Annotated in this window: 12 protein-coding genes; 3 read left to right on the top strand and 9 right to left on the bottom strand. The window is 71.2% G+C overall.

The window, feature by feature from the left end; all coding sequences use genetic code 11:
- Positions 1 to 25 precede the first annotated feature (25 nt).
- Genes D7W79_RS07530 through D7W79_RS07540 form a run of 3 tightly spaced genes read right to left on the bottom strand, consistent with a single transcriptional unit; the run spans position 26 to position 2,979 of the window.
- On the bottom strand, positions 26 to 880 hold the full coding sequence (locus D7W79_RS07530) for a glycoside hydrolase family 16 protein (protein ID WP_120524656.1): 855 nt from the start codon (positions 878 to 880) through the stop codon (positions 26 to 28).
- Between the two features lie 25 nt (positions 881 to 905).
- Positions 906 to 1,652, bottom strand: coding sequence for a Type 1 glutamine amidotransferase-like domain-containing protein (locus D7W79_RS07535; RefSeq protein ID WP_120524657.1), 747 nt, complete (start codon positions 1,650 to 1,652; stop codon positions 906 to 908).
- A gap of 10 nt (positions 1,653 to 1,662) precedes the next feature.
- Positions 1,663 to 2,979 (bottom strand): family 16 glycosylhydrolase, encoded by a 1,317-nt coding sequence (locus D7W79_RS07540; RefSeq protein ID WP_120524658.1) that lies wholly within the window; start codon positions 2,977 to 2,979, stop codon positions 1,663 to 1,665.
- A gap of 89 nt (positions 2,980 to 3,068) precedes the next feature.
- On the opposite strand from D7W79_RS07540, the gene D7W79_RS07545 reads away from it, so the two are divergent.
- Complete coding sequence (locus D7W79_RS07545) at positions 3,069 to 5,642, top strand: LamG domain-containing protein (RefSeq protein ID WP_120524659.1); 2,574 nt, start codon at positions 3,069 to 3,071, stop codon at positions 5,640 to 5,642.
- Positions 5,643 to 5,709: 67 nt separating this feature from the next.
- On the opposite strand, the gene D7W79_RS07550 is transcribed toward D7W79_RS07545, so the two are convergent.
- The 4 genes from D7W79_RS07550 to D7W79_RS07565 form a co-directional block, all read right to left on the bottom strand.
- Entirely contained in the window at positions 5,710 to 6,945 is a 1,236-nt protein-coding gene (locus D7W79_RS07550; protein ID WP_120524660.1) for an acetyl-CoA C-acetyltransferase, read from the bottom strand.
- A gap of 140 nt (positions 6,946 to 7,085) precedes the next feature.
- Positions 7,086 to 7,535 (bottom strand): OsmC family protein, encoded by a 450-nt coding sequence (locus D7W79_RS07555; RefSeq protein ID WP_167497675.1) that lies wholly within the window; start codon positions 7,533 to 7,535, stop codon positions 7,086 to 7,088.
- 51 nt (positions 7,536 to 7,586) lie between these two features.
- Positions 7,587 to 10,805, bottom strand: a complete 3,219-nt coding sequence (locus D7W79_RS07560; protein ID WP_120524662.1) for a lantibiotic dehydratase — start codon at positions 10,803 to 10,805, stop codon at positions 7,587 to 7,589.
- Positions 10,802 to 12,079, bottom strand: a complete 1,278-nt coding sequence (locus D7W79_RS07565) for a lanthionine synthetase C family protein (protein ID WP_120524663.1) — start codon at positions 12,077 to 12,079, stop codon at positions 10,802 to 10,804. The genes D7W79_RS07560 and D7W79_RS07565 overlap by 4 nt, the downstream gene beginning before the upstream one ends.
- 138 nt (positions 12,080 to 12,217) lie before the next feature.
- Here D7W79_RS07565 and D7W79_RS43575 point away from each other — a divergent pair, with 138 nt between their 5' ends.
- Together D7W79_RS43575 and D7W79_RS07570 are read left to right on the top strand one after the other, a co-directional pair.
- Positions 12,218 to 12,367, top strand: coding sequence for a hypothetical protein (locus D7W79_RS43575; RefSeq protein ID WP_158616909.1), 150 nt, complete (start codon positions 12,218 to 12,220; stop codon positions 12,365 to 12,367).
- A gap of 375 nt (positions 12,368 to 12,742) precedes the next feature.
- The gene (locus D7W79_RS07570; RefSeq protein ID WP_167497676.1) at positions 12,743 to 14,092 is read left to right on the top strand and encodes an MFS transporter; all 1,350 of its coding nucleotides are present in this window, start codon (positions 12,743 to 12,745) and stop codon (positions 14,090 to 14,092) included.
- Between the two features lie 5 nt (positions 14,093 to 14,097).
- On the opposite strand, the gene D7W79_RS44470 is transcribed toward D7W79_RS07570, so the two are convergent.
- Positions 14,098 to 15,597 carry an FHA domain-containing protein gene (locus D7W79_RS44470; RefSeq protein WP_244221640.1) on the bottom strand — a complete coding sequence of 500 codons (1,500 nt, stop codon included), beginning with the start codon at positions 15,595 to 15,597 and terminating at the stop codon, positions 14,098 to 14,100.
- Between the two features lie 2 nt (positions 15,598 to 15,599).
- The coding region (locus D7W79_RS07580) for a thiol reductase thioredoxin (RefSeq protein ID WP_120524664.1) at positions 15,600 to 17,110 on the bottom strand (1,511 nt) is incomplete at its 5' end.

Here is a 17,110-nt window from a genome sequence, read left to right on the forward strand (position 1 = left end):
GGCCATCCCCCATTGGAGGGAGGCGTCAGCGCTTTTCGGAGACGCGCACCCAGTCCACTTCCATCGTCTGCGGCCCCTGGCGCAGCAGGTCCGCGGTGGCTTGCGGCACGCCGAAGTACGGCTCCTTCGCCTTGTTGACGCCCTCCGGGTAGCCGCCGCCCACCGCGAAGTTGAGGATGATGAACAGGGGCTTGTCGTAGGCCCACGCGCCGTGGCGCTCCACCTCCTCGCGCGTCGTGGTCTTCACGCGCTCACCGTCGATGTACCAGTGGATGGCCTGGGGCGATGTCTCCACGCGGTACTCGTGCCAGTCGCTCACCGGCGTGCGCGGGTAGAAGCGGCCGTTGATGGGCGTGTTGCCGCTGTAGCCCGGCCCGTGCAACGCGACGGACACCCAGTCGCCGTAGCCGACGTTCTCCATGATGTCGAGCTCCCCGCACGCGGGCCACCCCGCCGTGTGGATGTCGCTGCCCAGCATCCAGAACGCCGGCCAGAGCCCCACGCCCACCGGCAGCTTGATGCGTGCCTCGACGCGGCCGTGCGTGAACTCGCGCTTGCCCGCGCTCTCCACCCGGCCCGACGTGAACGGGTAGCCGTTGGCGGCCTGCATCCGCGCCGTGAGCTTCAGCGTGCCGCCGCTCACCGACACGTTGTCCGGTGACGTCGTGTACTGCTGCTGCTCGTTGTTCACGTGCACGTCGGTCTTGAGGATCCAGTTGTCCGGATCCACCTCCGTGCCGTTGAACTCGTCGGCCCACACCTGGACCCAGCCGTCCTCCTGGCGGGCCACTCCTTCCGAGCGCTTCGACGTCCCCGCGCACGCCGTCAGCCCCGCCACCAGCGCCCACACCGCTGCCGTCCTGCCGGTCCTCATCGCCATCGTCGTTCCTTGCAAGGGGAGTCAGCTACTGGAGCGTCCGCCGGTCCACCGGCGCTTCGGGAGGCTCGCCCCGGTATGGCGTGGCCGGAGGCAGCAGCAGCGATTCGTGCAGCCGGCCCTCCACGTCCACCGTCACGTCCACCACCGGCTGACGCACGGGCTCCACGCTGCCGTCCGCGTGCAGCAGCACGCCGCCGCCCCGGGGGATGCCCAGCCCGCGCGTGGGCAGCTCCATCCGCCGGACGGCGAGCTTGAGGCCCGGCCACTCAGCCGGCTCGTGCACGCCGATGAGGTAGGGCGTCAGGCCCAGCGTCGCAAAGGGCTCACCCTCGCCGGGCAGGTCCTCGCACCACGCGCCCAGGCCCAGGTGCATGGCCCCGGCGGACACGCCCATCAGCACGGCGCCGGCCTGATGCCGCTCACGCAGAATCACATCCACGCCGTGCGCCTGGAACGCGTCCCAGCCCACGCGCGGGTCGCCGCCCGCGAGGAGGATGACGTCGGCGTCCTTCAGCCACGCCAGGTCCTCGGGGGAGGGCGCGGCCGGGATGCTCCGGCACCGCGTGAGGCCGATGCCCTCCATGGCCGCGACGAAGATGTCGAAGAACTCCGGCTGGCCGCCGTTCGATGCGCCGAGGTACGCGGCCTTCACCGGCGGCACGCGCAGCTCCGCGCCGGTGAGCACGCGCACGTAGTCCAGGAAGGGGCGCCCCTCCACGCGCCAGAACAGCGGAGCGCTGTCAGCCAGCAGGAGGAGGGGCGGAAGCGTCATGCCGCGAAGCCTACCGCCACTGGTAGGCGCGCACCCAGTCCACTTCCATCGTCTGCGGCGCGTTGCGCACCAGGTCCACCGTGGACTGCGGCACGCCGTAGTACGGCGTCGAGGCGCCGTTCACGCCGAAGGGATAGCCGCCGCCCACCGCGAGGTTGAGGATGATGTACATCGGCTTGTCGTACTGCCACGCGCCGTAGCGCTGCACTTCCGTGCGGGTGGTGGTCTTCACCAGCGCGCTGTCGATGTACCACTTGATGTCCGAGGACGAGTACTCCGTGCGGTACACGTGCCAGTTGCTCACGCTGGACGACGGGTAGAAGCGGCCGTTGATGGGCGTGTTGCCGGAGTAGCCCGGGCCGTGCAGCGCGCCGGACGTCCAGTCGCCGTAGCCGACGTTCTCCATGATGTCGAGCTCGCCGCACGCCGGCCAGCCCACGGAGTTGATGTCATTGCCCAGGAGCCAGAACGCCGGCCACAGGCCCGCGCCCACCGGCAGCTTGATGCGCGCCTCGATGCGGCCGTGGCTGAACTCCCGCTTGCCCGCGCTCTCCAGCCGGCCGGAGGTGAACGGGTAGCCGTTGTTCCACTGCAGGCGCGCGGTGAGCTTCAGCGTGCCGTTGCTCACGGAGATGTTGTCGCCGGACGTCGTGTACTGCTGCTGCTCGTTGTTCACGTGCACGGACGTGTTGGGCGCCCAGTTGGCGGTGTTGACGCTGGTGCCGTCGAACTCGTCGCTCCAGATCTGCACCCAGCGGTCCTCGCCGCCGCCCACGACGCCGAAGGAGAAGGACTCCCAGCAGCCGGCCGTGGCGCGGTTGGCGTACAGCGGCGCGCTGGCACCCTGGTTCGAGTCCGCGGACACGTACTGGCCCGTGCTCTTCGCCTTCAGGCCCACGGTGCCGTCGGGGAAGGGCACCCAGGTGAAGCGCTCCCAGTCACCCACCGCCGTGCGGAAGCCCGTCACCTGTCCGCCCGCGTTCGGATCCGCGGACACGTACAGGCCCGTCTCCAGCACGCGCAGCGAGATGAAGTCATTGCCCGCGTCACCCACCTGGAACTGCTCCCAGCCCTGCGCGCTGTCGCGGTTGGCCACCAGCGGCGCGGTGGCCCCCAGGTTCTTGTCCGCCGACACGAACTTCTGCGTCGCGCACGCCTTCAGCCACACCGTCTGACCCAGCGGCGCCGCCGTGGCGGACTGCTCCTGTTCCGCCACCACCGGCGTCGTCAACGTCGCGTCCCCGGCCGGAGCAGGGGCCCCACCACACGCCGTCAATCCCAGTACCGCCGCCAGCGTCCACAGCGTCTTTCCGGCGCTCGCCGCCATCGTCATCCTCGAAGGTGTGCCCGGCTCCGACAGGGAGCGGGACCCGGCCGGGTTGGGCCGGGCATGGAAATGAGGTTAACCTAATTTCCATGAAAAACTCACTTATCTGGAGTCTGACCGTGCTGCTCGCGGGCGTGCCCGGGGCGGTGTTCGCGGAAGGGCGCCCGTCGCTGGTGAACACGCGCATCCCGACGCCCTTCGGGTCGAACGGGCACTCGTCGACGGTGGACGGGCGCATCTTCGTGGGCAACATCCGCGAGGACCAGGCGACGACGACCACGACGTGGATCGCCCGGGTGTTCCGTCCGGAGGCGGTGACGTACGACGCCGCCGGCAAGCCGTCGTTCGCGGCGGCCTTCTCCGCCGGCAAGACGCTGGACGTGAGGAACGGGGAGAACGCGCTGGCGTTCTGCTTCCCCAACCCCGCGCAGCCCTACGTGCTGTCGGGCGGCGTCGCGGTGTACCAGCCGTTCATCTTCGACTCGATGATGTTCAACGGGGACAACGTCTTCCGGCGGCGCACGTCGGACCTGCGGGTGTCCCAGCCGTTCACGACGGCGGCGGACATCGCCTCCTTCACCACCGGCCCGCTGGAGACGCTGCGCACCGTCACCGGCGCCACGCTTCGCGGCATCGAGCCGACGATGACGTCCGACGGCCGGCTGCTCATCTACCAGGGCGCGCCCGCGAACACCGGCGGCATCGACCACATGATGTACGCGTACAACCCCACGCCGTGCGCGGCCACGGGCTGGAGCAACCCGCGTCCGCTGTCGATGATGTTCAACGACCCGGACGCGGGCGTGAAGCGCTACCCGCTCGCGTGGAAGCGGCTGAAGGCCGCGACGGGCGAGGACTTCGGCGATACGGCGTCCGGCGCGCTGGTGCGCGGCGCCTACGCGTGGGTGGACCACGAGGGCCGCAACCTCCTCTACATCGCCGTCACGTACACGGACGGCGCGCGGCGTGAGGCGGTGAGCCTGGTGGGCGCGGACACGAACTGGACCGCGTACCACATCGATGGAGCGCTCAACACGGACCGCATGGACATCGCGCACCTCTTCTATTCGGGGCCCATGTGGAACTTCGAGCAGGAGCGCCTGCCATCGCAGAACTTCCCGCCCGGCCAGAGCAACGCCGCGCACTACCTGCCCGTCACCAAGACGCACGACGTGCTGGCCCTCTTCGGCAGCAACACGGCCGACTACAACGAGGTGGACCTGGGCGAGCTGATGGACCCCTTCCACCTGCTCTTCCTGCCCATGAACGAGCTCGTCACGCGCGCGGGCGCGTATGACCTGACGCGCACGCCGGACCTGTCCGGCCACTTCTTCACCGGCACGCTGGTGGGGAGCGCCTCCATCTCGCCGGGCAACGCGGTGACGCGCTCCTCGCCGGACTCGCTGTGGCAGCCGCACGGCAAGGGCAAGGCGCTGGTGGTGCCCGGCGGCGGCGCGCTCGCGGTGAACCTGGCGGATCCGTCCGGCACGGTGCCCGGCGTGGGCGCGGCCGTGCGCGCGCTGTCCGTGGAGTTCGCGGTGCGGCCGGACGCGGACATCCAGCAGGGCTGCACCACCGGCAATCCCTACCGCTACCTGATGCAGAAGGCGGGCGGGCTGGACATCATCCATGAGGCCAGCAATCAGGTGCAGTTCTCCCTGGTCGTCAACGGCCAGCGCGTGCGGCTGGGCGGAGGCCCGGTGCTGCCGGTGGGGCAGTGGAGCCACCTGGCCTATACGTGGGATGGCACCACCGGCGTCTTCAACGAATACCTCAACGGCGTGCCCACGAACCGCGCGCTGCCCGTCGCGCCGGGGACGGCCCGGCTGGGCACGGGGACGCTCTACATCGGCGCGGGGTCGAACCTGGACACGCAGCGCTGCCCGGCCAACGGCGAGGGTTCCTTCCGGGGCGCCATCGACGAGGTGCGCATCTTCACGCACGCGCGCTCCAACCGGAGCATCTGCCTGACGGCGCACGGCGCCAACTGCCGCGAGGAGGCCATCCAGCACTCGCCCTCCGCGGGCCAGTTCGTGATGAGCGCCCAGGCGCCCGCGTGCAATGGCACCCAGTCGTTGAACTCGGCCGCATGCCTGTCCGCGATGCACCGGGTGTGCGCGCAGCGGGGCGCGGGTGACGCGCTGGCGAACACCACCAACACCTGGGACACCCTCCAGCAGCTCGTCAGCAACCGTCCGCCCATCTCGCTGGCGGGCGTGCCGGTGTCGTCCACGGCCACGGACCTGACGGTGGCCTGCGCGCCCATCCAGCACGAGAGCGTGGCCGTGACGTTCGAGGAGCTGTCGCGCATCCACGCGGGCTGCACCGACGAGCGCGGCGTGACGAGCACCCACTGCGCCGCCGCGGCGCACCGCTTCTGCAACCGTCAGGGGTGGACGACGGGGCAGGTGTTCGAGGTGACGTCCCGGCCCTGGGTGGGCTGCTTCAACTCCGGGCTCCAGACGGACGTGGAGAGGTCCGTGCTGGGGCCGATGTCCAACACGGGCGACTACACCGCTCCGGGCTCGCGCCTGGAGGTGAGCCAGTGGTGCCGCACGCAGGGCTACGGGGCGGGTGTGGTGCAGGAAATCCCCAGCGCCACCAAGGCCCACGTGCACTGCTTCCAGCCGGCGGTGACGGCGGCATGGAAGTACCTGCCGTAGGGCCCGGAGCCTTTCATTGACGCAGGGGCGCTGGCGCTCCCGGAGGTCCTACCGGGAGCGCTGAGCGCTACACGCGCTCGATGATGGTGGCGATGCCCTGGCCGCCACCGATGCACATGGTGATGAGCGCCGTCTGCTTGCCCGTGCGCTCCAGCTCGTCCAGGGCGGTGCCCAGCAGCATCGCGCCGGTGGCGCCCAGCGGGTGGCCCAGCGCGATGGCGCCTCCGTTGACGTTCACCCGCTCCGGGTCGATGTCCAGCGCGCGCGTCGTCTGGAGGACCACGGCGGCGAACGCCTCGTTGATCTCCCACAGGTCGATGTCGCGAGCCTTCATGCCGGCCATGCGCAGGGCCTTCTCGCTCGCGGGCGCGGGGGCGGTGAGCATGATGAGCGGCTCGGTGCCGACGGTCGCCATGGCGCGGATGCGGGCGCGGGGCTTGAGCCCCTTCTCCTTCACGTAGCGCTCCGACGCCAGCGCCACCACCGCCGCCCCGTCCACGATGCCGCTGGAGTTGCCCGCCGTGTGCACGTGCTGGATGCGCTTCGCCCGCGGGTAGGCCGCCAGCGCGATGCCATCCAGCGTCTCGCCGTGGGGGCCCACGGCCGTCTCGCCCATGGCGACGAACGCGGGCTTGAGCGCGGCCAGGCCCTGCGCGGTGGTGTCCGGGCGCGGGTACTCGTCGCGCTCCAGCAGCACGGCGCCGGTGGCCGGGTCCTTCACCGCGAAGAGGGCCTTCGCGAAGCGGTTCTCCTCGATGGCGCGGGCCGCCTGCCGCTGCGAGCGCAGGGCCCAGGCGTCCACGTCCTCGCGGGTGATGCCCTCCAGCGTCGCGATGAGGTCCGCGCTGATGCCCTGGGGCACCTGGTAGACGCGCTCGCGCAGCCGCACGTTGCCGCCGTCCTGGCCGCCGCCGTCCGCGCCCAGCGACAGGTGCGACATGCTCTCCACGCCGCCCGTCACCACGAAGTCCATGGCGCCGGAGGCCACGCCCATCGCGCCGAAGTTCACCGCCTGGAGCCCGGAGCCGCAGAAGCGGTTGAGCGACACGGCGGACACGTCCTGCGGCCACCCCGCCGCCAGCACGGCATTGCGCGCGATGTTCGCGCCCTGCTCGTTCACCTGCGACACGCATCCGGCGATGACGTCACCCACCTCGCGCGCGTCCCAGCCGCCGCGCCGCTGGAGCGCGTTGAGCGTCTGCGCGAGCAGCTCCTGCGGGTGCAGCCCCGTCAGGGCTCCCTTGCCCATCTTCCCGCGCCCGCGCGGGGTCCGGACGGCGTCGATGATGTAGCTGGCGGTCATGTGTGGCTCCTTTGATTTCGAGCGTAATATTACCAGCGTAATCTCGAAGTCAAGGCGACCTGGGGTGGGAACGCGCGACGGGCCCGGCGCCTGGGGTGGCACCGGGCCCGTCGTGGGGGATGGACCGTTGGGGAGCGGACCTATGCGGCGGGCAGCATGGACAGGTGGATGGGGGTGGCGTGCGCCAGGTTGTCGCTGACGGGGCAGCGCGTCTCCACCTCGCGCAGCAGATGGGCGAGCTGTTCCTGGGTGACGTCGCCCTTCACGTGGATGGTGGCGGTGAGGGACTGGTAGCCGGCGCGGACCTCACGGTGGGTGCCGGCGAACTTCGCGGGGTCCAGGGAGCCCTTCACGGTGATTTCGGTGCCGGTGACGGGGATGCCCAGCTCGCGGGCGATGAAGAAGGTCATGTAGTTCAGGCAGCCCGCGTGCGCCGCGAGGATGAAGTCGAGCGGGCTGGGCGCGCCGTTCTGGCCGCCCAGCTCCACGGGCTCGTCCATGAAGATCTTGAACGCCTGCGCCTCCGTGGTGCTGCGGGCCATGCTCTCCCCCACGGTGCGGACCTGTCCGGTGTACATCGGCTGTGCCATGTCGTTGGTCTCCTGCACTGGATACGGAGGCAGGCCGCCAGACGGGTCGTGTCAGGACCGCTTCCGCTCCCGGGCCCGCCGGGACGTGTAGAGGCGGTGGAGGAGGTCGTAGAGGACCAGCTCCTGTGCGCGGGCGGCGGTGCGCAGCATCCGGTTGGTGTGCATGTGGACCAGGCTCATCGCCACGCGGTCCAGGGGCTGGGTGAGCTGTCCCGCGTCCGCGCACGCGCGCAGCTGGCCCAGCACCGGCGCCTGTCGTTCCGCGCGGCGGCGCAGCACCGCGAGCCCTGGCGCGAGCGGCCCCTCGGAGGGCCACGGCTGCCATAGCAGGGCCTCCAGCTCCTGGCGGTGCGTCCGGAAGCGTTCGCCCAGCCGCCGCTCGACGGCGCCGTCCACCGAGAACTCCTGGCCGTAGCCCTGGCGCAGCCCTTCGAGCAGCCGGCAGCGGCCCTCCAGGTCGAAGCCCAGGTCCGTCAGCACCGTGTCGATGCCGCACAGCACCAGCCGCCAGCGCGCGTCCGCGCCGCCCTCCTCGGCGACCGTGTCGAGCAGCTCCAGCGCCGCGTCGCTGTCCGCGTGGAACCACTGCTCCGCGAGCGGCATGCCCGCGTCGCCGCCGTAGCGTTCGACCTCGCGCTCGTACGTGTCCACCTGCACGCGGTGGACAAGGCCGTCCCGCCGGAGCGGACCGAGCAGCGTGTGCAGGTGCTCCAGGACCTCGCCGCGCAGCCGTCGCGGGTCGCCCTTGAGACGCACGCGCAGGTGCCAGTCCGGATCTCCGTAGCGCAGGAAGAACCACTGGCTCGCGGCACCGGACGCCAGGGCCTGACGGACCGCCGGCGCCACGGCCTCCGCCAGCACGCGCTCCGCGAGCGACGTGCCGGTGTAGAGCTTGACGTACAGCCACTCGGAGCCCGGCGGGAAGGAGCGCTCGATGCGCGGGGGCTTAGGCAGGTGCACGGCGGGCGCGGGCACCGCGGGCGCGGTGCGCACGAAGGGCACCACCACCTCGTGGGCGAAGCGGCCCTCGGGGCCCTGGACGCACAGGCCTTCCTTCTCCGGCAGCTCCACCAGCACCACGGCATCCGCGCGCTGCCGCACCAGGTGGACGAAGGTGTCCACGCTGAGCACGTTGTCCAGGTCCACCGGCAGCACGTTGTCGCGGTCCTCCAGGCCGACGAAGCGCGGCAGCTGGAGCCGTTCGCGCAGCCGCTGGGCTTCACGGAAGCGCTCGGCGCCCTCGCGTTCACCGAGCGCGCGGAGCATGGACGCCTGGAGCCGCCAGCGGGCGCGGTGGAGGATGAGCCGGCCCATCGTCACGCGCGGAAGGAACGCGCTGCTCGCGAGCGGACCCCACTTCCAGCGCAGGCCGGGGGTGACGCCCTGCTGCTGGAGCGTGCCCAGGAAGGTGTACGGGCGCAGGTGCGCGCGGCCGAAGTTGTGGACGTGGGTGACGCGCGGAAGCACTTCACGCCCCAGGCTCGCGGAGCGCAGGACGATGCGGGAGCCCTGGACGGAGAGGAACAGGTCCGTGAGCGGGAGCTGCCGCTCCGGCGGTACCCCCGAGCGCCCCAGGTACACCAGCTCGTGCGCGCGCAGCACGGGGCGGCAGAGGATGTTGCCGTTGCGCCCCTCGGGAAGGTGCACCACCTCCGCGAAGGTGGCCTCCGGTCGCAGGGCCTCCTCCGCGCGCAGGTGCTCCGTCACGTGGCGCAGCAGCTCCGGGTCCCCGTGGCAGAAGCGCCCCAGCAGCGCCGCGCCCGAGGGGCCGATCATCGACTCGAAGACGAACTGGAACCGCCCCGCGTCCACGTCCTCCTGCGAGGCCGCGAGCACCGCCCCCATGACGGAGAAGGCATCCGGCAGCGGTCCCGGACGGGAATGGGCGAGCGCCTCCACGTCGGCGGGCTCCAGCTCCAGCGGACCGCCCGAGCGCAGCACCTCCGACAGCCGGTAGTGCAGGTGCGCCTGCGCCTTGCCCCATGCGACGGGCTCCTCGGCACGGGAAGCGGGAAGGGTCAGGTCGCGCAGGAGCGGTGCGTCCTCGGCGGCCTCCGGGCTCGCCAGCTCGAAGCCGATGCCCACGTCCTCGTCCAGCGCCTCCAGCAGGGGCACCTCGCGCGCCTCGTAGCGCTGCACGAAGGCCTCGCGGAAGCGCCGCAGCATGGAGTGTTCGGCGGACGGGTTGAGGCGGTGCAGCAGGGTGACGCCCTGGAGCATCGCGTCCACCACGGCGGGGCCCAGCGTCAGCGCCTCGGCGGGCTTGCGCAGGTCCACCTGGAACAGGCGGCTCACGTCGACAGGGGAGGGCAGGGCCTCCAGCCCGCGAGCCAGCGCGCGGTAGCGTGACGGCTCCGCGCCCGGCGGCGTGCCATCCAGCTCCGTCAGCGCACGCTGCACGCCCTGGAGGACGCGGTGGGACGCGGCCATCGCGGGCACGCCCTCCAGGCGCGCGAGCAGCTCGCGCAGCGGCTCCAGGCCCGTGACGGGCGGTGCCAGGTCCGGCACCAGGAGCTGGTGCTCGACGAGCATGTCCACGTACTCCGTGGCCTCTTCGCGCGACACGTCGGGGTCGGCGTCCACCAACGCCTGCACCAGCGTGGCGAGCGACGCGCCCGCGCGGGCCCGCTCCAGCGTCGCCTCCAGGTACGGCGTGGGCTCCACGCCCACGAGCTGGTAGGTGCGCGAGCCGCCGGCGCGCCGGGACTCGGCGTAGCGCAGCCGGCCCGCGACCCGGTACAGGCTGGAGTTGGGGTGGTAGCCCAGGGCCTCGCGCAGCTCCGGCAGTCTGGCGAGCTGCTCCATCAGCGCGTCGACGTAGTCCGTGTCCAGTCGCGTGTGGCGCCGGTACGTCTCACGAGCAGGCAGCCACAGCCGCGTGGACGCGGTGAGCGTGCCCAGGCTGTTGCCCGCGAAGAGGCCGAAGGGCGTCGACCGCGCCGCCATGCGCTGCCAGTAGCGCACCAGTGTCCGCTCCAGCTTCTCGCCGTGCGGACTCCCGGGCGCGGACGTCCACGCGGGCAGGTGCTCCTCCAGCGACGGCGACGCGAGGAACAGCGCCTCCCGCACCTCCGGCCGGGCAATCACCGCGGAGAGCCGTTCACGCAGGAGCGCGCGGTCCCGCTCCAGCGCTGCTTCCAGCTCCACGGTGGAAGCCGTCAGCGCGGCGGAGGCGGAGAGTCCCCGGCCCCAGGCGAGCAGCTCGTCGAAGGGCAGCAGCGGGGTGCGGAGGACGAAGAACCCGGAGGGAGCGAAGCCCGGCGGCGTCATGGAGAGTCCAGGGGAGAGCGGGGCAGGGACATGAGCAGCATGCGGTCCCAGGAGGGCTCCGCGGAGGAGGTCGCCGCGAGGAGCGCCAGCGCGATGCCGGTGGCTCCCCCAAGCAGGCCGGTGTCGTCGGTCCAGTCGCCCGTGCCGTCGTCGGAATACTCCCGCGTGCGGAAGCCGGCCACGCCCAGGCCCGGCTGCCGGTGGACGGAGAACAGCTGCTGGAACCAGTAGCGGGAGGCGGCCTCGAAGGCGGGCTCGCCCGTGGTCTGGTACAGGCGGTTGTAGAGGTGCGCGAGCCCCGCGGAGCCGTGGCAGAGCCCGCCGTCCTTCACGGAGGCGACGTCCGTCCAGCGCCCGGCGGCCTCCAGGCAGAGCGCGAGCGCCTGGGCTTCCCACGCGGGTTCGCGCACCGCGCGCGCCAGCGTGTGCAGTCCCAGCGCCACGCCGGGATCGCCGTAGCACCACGCCGGACGGCGCGGCCACGTGAGGGGTTCATTCCGTGCGCCCACGCGCGTGGGGAAGCGGGCGGGGTCGGAGTCCGCCGCGCGCCGGGCCATGAACCAGGTCCATCCTCCCTGGAGCAGCTCGCGAGCGGCCTCGACCCCCGCGGCCACCGCGCCGCCCAGCACGATGAGCAGCCCCGCCATGCCGTGCGCGACGCCCAGGTTGAAGCTGCCCTCGGGATGCTCGTCCCGCATCCTCGCTTCGACATGGCCGGCCTGCGTCTTCCAGCGCAGCCCTTCCGGCGTGCGCTCCGCCAGCTCCCCGAGCCGCGCGACCACGGCCTCCAGGCAGCGCCGCGCGCCCTCCCGTGGAAGGCGCTCCAGTGCGTACGCGCCCATGCCCACCAGTCCGCTCACCAGGTCATAGCGGTGCGTCCACGGGCGCGTCTGGAGGAAGTCCTCGAGCGCGGCGTCGATGTCCGTGAGCGGATCCTCCTCCGGGGACTCGGAAGGGCGCTGCACGTGCTGCACGGCCCACGCGATGCCCGTGAAGCCGTCATAGAGGTCCGGCCCCAGCGTCTGAGCACCGAGCGCCCCCGTGGCGAGCTCCAGCCACGCCTCCGAAGCCGCGCGATGCTTCGCGTCACCGTGAGCCCGCGCCAGCGCGTCAAAAAGCACCGCGCGCCCTGCCTCACCTCGCGCGAGGGATGCCAGGGATGAAACCTGCCCGGGAGGATGCGACAGCGCGTCGACAAGCATTGCGAGCACTTGCAACGCTGTGTCGCGCTCGACGCCTTGCAGCAAGGGCTTCCATGGAGGGGACTGTCGCATGTCGTTGCTCCATCCAGTCTGGAAATGAAATTCAGCGCATGGCGGTTCTGGCGGGGAGCGCTTGTTTAGTCGGGAAACAGGTGTTTGACTTGCTGTTGCAGTAAACGCCGTCAAGGACCGCAACGAAAGGGCAACGTCATGGACAAGCAGGACACCCAGAAGCCCAAGAAGTTGAGCCTGAAGCGAGAGACCGTCCGCCTGCTCTCCGGAGCGGGAGCTGAGCAGCAGGCGCGCAAGGAGCTCACCTCGCCCATCTGCACGGACTACGGCACGAAGTGTGATCTCTGAGCCGTATCACGGGCATCCCTGCCCGTGAATCCAGCTTGGCTGTCAACGTACGCAAAGACTGCAACGAAAGGACAATGCCATGGACAAACAGGACATGCAGAAGCCCAAGAAGCTGAGTCTGAAGCGTGAAACCGTCCGCCTCCTGTCCAATTCGGAAGCGGAGATGCCGGGTCGCAAGGACCTGACCAGTCCGTTCTGCACGGAGGGTCCGCGGTGTGAGCTCTGACGGACCTCACGGCCCTCCGGGTCCGTGAGTCCTACCCGGTGGGGAGCGCGTTGCTCCCCGCCGGTTCTCCCCGGCGCAGTTGGCTGCCTGACGTCCCGTGGGTCCTCCGGGGTGCGAGTGGCGCCGTCCTCCGGGAAAGTCACGGCACCGTGACTCCTTCACAGCGGCTGGTCCTGCGAATCGCCGTGCTCGCCTCGCTCGTCACGTTCCTGGACGGGGCGATCATCAACGTCGCGTTGCCCGCGATGGTCCGGGACCTGGGCGGTGGGCTCAGGCTCCAGCAGTGGGTGGTGGACGCCTACCTCATCACGCTGGGTTCGCTGATGCTGGTGGCGGGCTCGCTGTCGGACATGTTCGGGCGCAAGCGCATCCTGCGGCTGGGGTTGCTGGGGTTCGGGGCCACGTCGCTGTTGTGCGCGCTGGCGCCGACGGGCGCGGTGCTCGTCCTCGCGCGGGGGCTGCAGGGGGCCACGGGCGCGCTCCTGGTGCCGGGCTCGCTGGCGCTCATCCTGTCCTTCTTCTCCGGCCCCGAGCAGGCGAAGGCCATTGGCACGTGGACCGGCTGGACGGGCGCCGCGTTCATCGCGGGGCCGTTGCTGGGCGGGCTGCTGGTGGACACAGTGGGCTGGCGGTGGATCTTCGGCATCAACGTGCTGCCCATCGCGTTGACGCTGGCGCTGCTCGCGCGCATGGAGGAGCCCGCGCGTCCGGAGGGCGCGCACATCGACGTGCTGGGGGCCGTGCTGGCGTGCGTGGGGTTGGGCGGTCCGGTCTACGCGCTGATCGAGCAGGGGACGGTGGGCTGGACGCATCCCACGGTGCTGGCGTCGCTGGGCGTGGGCGTGCCGGCGTTCATCGCGTTCCTGTGGCAGGAGCGGCGCTCGCCGCACCCGATGATGCCGCTGGGCCTGTTCCGGGAGCGGAACTTCTGGGTGGGCAACCTGGCCACGACGTCCATCTATGGGGCGCTGGCGCTGAGTGAGTTCGTCATCATCCTGTTCCTCCAGCAGGTGGGAGGCCTTCGCGCGACGACGGCGGGCCTGGCGCTGATGCCGACGACGGTCATCATGTTGCTGCTGTCGTCGACGTTCGGTGGGCTCGCGGGCCGGTTCGGGCCGCGCCTGTTCATGGCGGTGGGGCCGTGCATCGCGGGCGTGGGGTTCCTGCTCATGCTGCGCGCCGGGACGCCGCTGAACTTCTGGACGCAGATGCTGCCGGGCGTGGTGATGTTCGGGCTGGGGCTGGCGACGACGGTGGCGCCGCTGACATCGGCGGTGCTCGGGTCCGTCCGCAAGGAGCAGGCGGGCATCGGCTCGGCCATCAACAACGCCATCGCCCGGGTCGCGGGGCTCATCGCCATCGCGTTCACGGGGCTCATCGTGGGCCCGCGACTGGACGTCGCGGGCTTCCACCGGGTGATGCTCGTCACCACGGTCCTGCTCGTGCTGGGCGGAGTCATCTCCGCCCTGGGCATCCGCGATCCACCGCGGAAGGCCTGAGCGCGTCAGTCGTCGCTCGGGGCCATGGCGAAGTACACGGCTTCGGTCCCCAGGTTGAAGGTGTCTCCGTCCGCGATCTTCTGGCGCTTGATGCGCTGGTGGTTGATCCAGGTGCCGTTGGACGAGCCCAGGTCCTCGATGAAGTAGTCGTTGCCCTCGCGCACGACGACGGCGTGCTCGCGGGAGACCCTGCCGGACTTCACGACGAGGCTGCACTGCGGGCCGCGCCCCAGCGTGAAGCGCTCCACGTCCACACGGGTGGCGGGGCCGTCCGGGCTCAGGCGCACGAACAGGTCCTTGCGCGCGGCGGCCCTGGCGGCGGGGGCGGGCTTCCGGCCCTTGTTGACGTCCGGAGGAGCGTCGTCCTCGGGCGTGGACTGACGGAGTACACGGCCCTGCTTCCGGAGGGCGGGGCCCTTCGCGGCTGGAGCCGCCACGAAGGGAAGGTCCTGCTCCTCGGCTTCCGAGGCGCCCGCGTCGTCCTCGGCGGACGCAGCGGCCCGTGCGCCGGCCGCGTCGTCCCGCGCGTCGTCTTCGTCGGATGCGGCGGCCCGCGCATGGGCCTCATCGTCCCGCGCGTCGTCTTCGTCGGAGCCCGTGGCCTCCTCGCCCGTCTTGGCCTCTTCGGGCTCGGAGTCGTCGGCCTCGTTGGCGCCCGGGATTTCTTCGGATCCGATCGCCGCTTCGAGGTCGGCAGCGGCGGCGGCGTCCTCCTCGGAGGCCTCCGCGTCCGTGCCGGTGGCGTCCTCGTCGGATTCCTCATCCGCGTCGGCGGTGGCCCCGGACGCACCCTCGCCGGCCGCTTCGTCTTCGTCCGATGACTCGTCATCCGCTTCGTCTTCGTCGGCCGCTTCGTCATCGTCCGATGACTCGTCGGCCGCTTCGTCATCGTCCGATGACTCGTCGGCCGCTTCATCATCGTCCGATGACTCGTCGGCTGCGTCGTCGTCGTCGGCTGCTTCGTCTTCGTTCGACTCGTCAGCGGATGCTTCGTCAGCGTCGGCGTCTTCGTCGTCCGATGCTTCGTCTTCGTCCGAAGACGCCTCGGCCGCTTCCGCTTCTTCGTCCGAAGACTCATCGGCCGCTTCGTCTTCGTCCGACTCCTCCTCGTCATCGGATGCCACCGGCACGTCGCGGGGCTGCACGACCGCATCCACGGCCGCGAGGACCTCTTGCATGCGGGACCGCGCATGCGCCGCATCGTCCACCGGGGCCGCGGCCGGTGCGGCCGGCGCGGTCGCCTTCACGGGGGCAGCGGCAGTGGGACTCTCCGCCGGACGCACCGCGGGCTCAGTGGGGCGGGCCGCCGGTGCCCTCACGGGCTCTCCCGCGACCGGCGTGCCGAGCGCCACGGGCGTCGGCGACACGTAGCCGTTCTGCTTCGCGAGCAGGAACAGCGCCTGGGCCACCAGGGCATTCCGGTCCACGCCCAGGTCGTGGCTCATCTGCTCCAGCGCCCGCCACAGGGGCTCCGCGACCTCGATGGTTTCACGAATCCGATTCATGCCTAGCTCCCCCTCAGATTGCTCTGCCACGGAGAGACGTGATCCGGGTCATTGAGCCAATAGAACATCGCTTGCGTCTCCGCGTACTGCCGCTCCGCGATGGACACCAGGTTCGGATGCAGGTCGCCCAGTGCCACCCCCTCGAACAGGAAGCCCTGGCCGGGTCTGGTCGTGCTGGCATCCCCCCGGAACTTGCGGTCCCGGCTCTGCCACAGCCGCTGCGAGGCCTGCCCCGCCGCCTGGCCGTAATCCGCCGGCGGCGCGATGCGCGTGGGCATCCGGAACGTCGTCTCCCCGCATGACCACAACAGCCACGACAGTGCGCTCCAGTCCCCCCGCAGCATCAGCGTCAGGTCCGCGAGCCCCAGCTCCAGGTCGAGCGTCTCGTCCACCTCCACCTGATCGTCCTCCAGCTCCAGCTCGTACTGCTTCAGCTCCACCGGCCCCTCGCCCAGCAGGCTCGACAGATCCGGCGGCAGCCACGACACCGGGGCGCCGGGCTTGAACCGCTGGAGCAGCGCGCCGCGCATCGCTTGAAGCCGCGTGGCGTACTTGCGCACCAGCTGCTGGATCGCCTCCAGGGACTGCTCGGGCTTCTCCGGCAGGCCGTCGTAGGTACAGCGCGGAGGCTCGTGTCCCGCCCAGAAGTCGAAGCGGGGAAACAACGCCCGCGCGTACGTGTCCAGGAACGCGGCCGTGTCCGGCTCCACCGCCGCGAGCCCCTGGGCGTCCTTGCGCACCTGATCCGCCACGCCCAGGTTCAGCAGGATGAGGCCGCGCGTGAACAGGTACTCCTTGCGCTCCGGCGCGAGCAGCATCGCCGCGTGCAGGAAGTCCAGCGCCGCGCGCGGCCGGTCCGTCTGGTCCAGCAGCACGGCGTAGGCCCGCAGCAGCGTGGCGGCGTCTCCCCCGCGCATGAGCGCGTCCGCCATCGGGGCCCACGCCTGGCCCGCTTCCTCCACCACGTCGTCCGCGACCTCGCTCGCCGAGTCCTTCGTGCGCGGCAGCGTCAGCTCCTCCAGGCCTTCCTTCAACGGCTGGACGTCCAGCGACGTGGCGCACGCGCGCGCCGTGGCCAGCAGCGCCTCGCGGTAGCGCCGGTCCGCGCGGGCCTCCTTCGCCAGCTCGCGCCACCCCTCCGCGCTCCGGGCCAGGTTGGAGAACACCGGTGAGCGCGCCAGCGTCCGCTCATCCATCGCCCGGCCCAGGTCGCGCGTGAGCACCACCGCCCGCTGCGCGTCCAGCAGGGACCACTGGCCACACGCGAGGTTGCCTTCCGCCCGGCCCTCCTCGAAGTGGACGCGGAAGTCCGCGTACGCGTTCTCCACGCGCGACCAGCAGCGCCCGTGGCGCAGCCCGTTCTGGAACTCGGCTTCCCAGAGGAGCTGGCCCTGCAGGTCCCAGAAGCGGGTGAGGCCGTGGCGCTCGGCGTCCGCGTTGAGCGTCACCCGGGCCCACTGGTTCAGGTCCTCGCGCAGCTCCGCGTCCTCCGGCAGGTGGGCGGGACGGGTGG

Source organism: Corallococcus exercitus (genome assembly GCF_003611585.1).
In the GTDB taxonomy this organism is placed as follows: Bacteria; Myxococcota; Myxococcia; order Myxococcales; family Myxococcaceae; genus Corallococcus; species Corallococcus exercitus.

What these genes read in the sequence shown, in the direction of transcription:
- D7W79_RS07530 (WP_120524656.1), bottom strand. Translation starts at nt 880, where the DNA reads ATGGCGATGAGGACCGGCAGGACGGCAGCGGTGTGGGCGCTGGTGGCG.
- D7W79_RS07535 (WP_120524657.1), bottom strand. Translation starts at nt 1,652, where the DNA reads ATGACGCTTCCGCCCCTCCTCCTGCTGGCTGACAGCGCTCCGCTGTTC.
- D7W79_RS07540 (WP_120524658.1), bottom strand. Translation starts at nt 2,979, where the DNA reads ATGGCGGCGAGCGCCGGAAAGACGCTGTGGACGCTGGCGGCGGTACTG.
- D7W79_RS07545 (WP_120524659.1), top strand. Translation starts at nt 3,069, where the DNA reads ATGAAAAACTCACTTATCTGGAGTCTGACCGTGCTGCTCGCGGGCGTG.
- D7W79_RS07550 (WP_120524660.1), bottom strand. Translation starts at nt 6,945, where the DNA reads ATGACCGCCAGCTACATCATCGACGCCGTCCGGACCCCGCGCGGGCGC.
- D7W79_RS07555 (WP_167497675.1), bottom strand. Translation starts at nt 7,535, where the DNA reads ATGGCACAGCCGATGTACACCGGACAGGTCCGCACCGTGGGGGAGAGC.
- D7W79_RS07560 (WP_120524662.1), bottom strand. Translation starts at nt 10,805, where the DNA reads ATGACGCCGCCGGGCTTCGCTCCCTCCGGGTTCTTCGTCCTCCGCACC.
- D7W79_RS07565 (WP_120524663.1), bottom strand. Translation starts at nt 12,079, where the DNA reads ATGCGACAGTCCCCTCCATGGAAGCCCTTGCTGCAAGGCGTCGAGCGC.
- D7W79_RS43575 (WP_158616909.1), top strand. Translation starts at nt 12,218, where the DNA reads ATGGACAAGCAGGACACCCAGAAGCCCAAGAAGTTGAGCCTGAAGCGA.
- D7W79_RS44470 (WP_244221640.1), bottom strand. Translation starts at nt 15,597, where the DNA reads ATGAATCGGATTCGTGAAACCATCGAGGTCGCGGAGCCCCTGTGGCGG.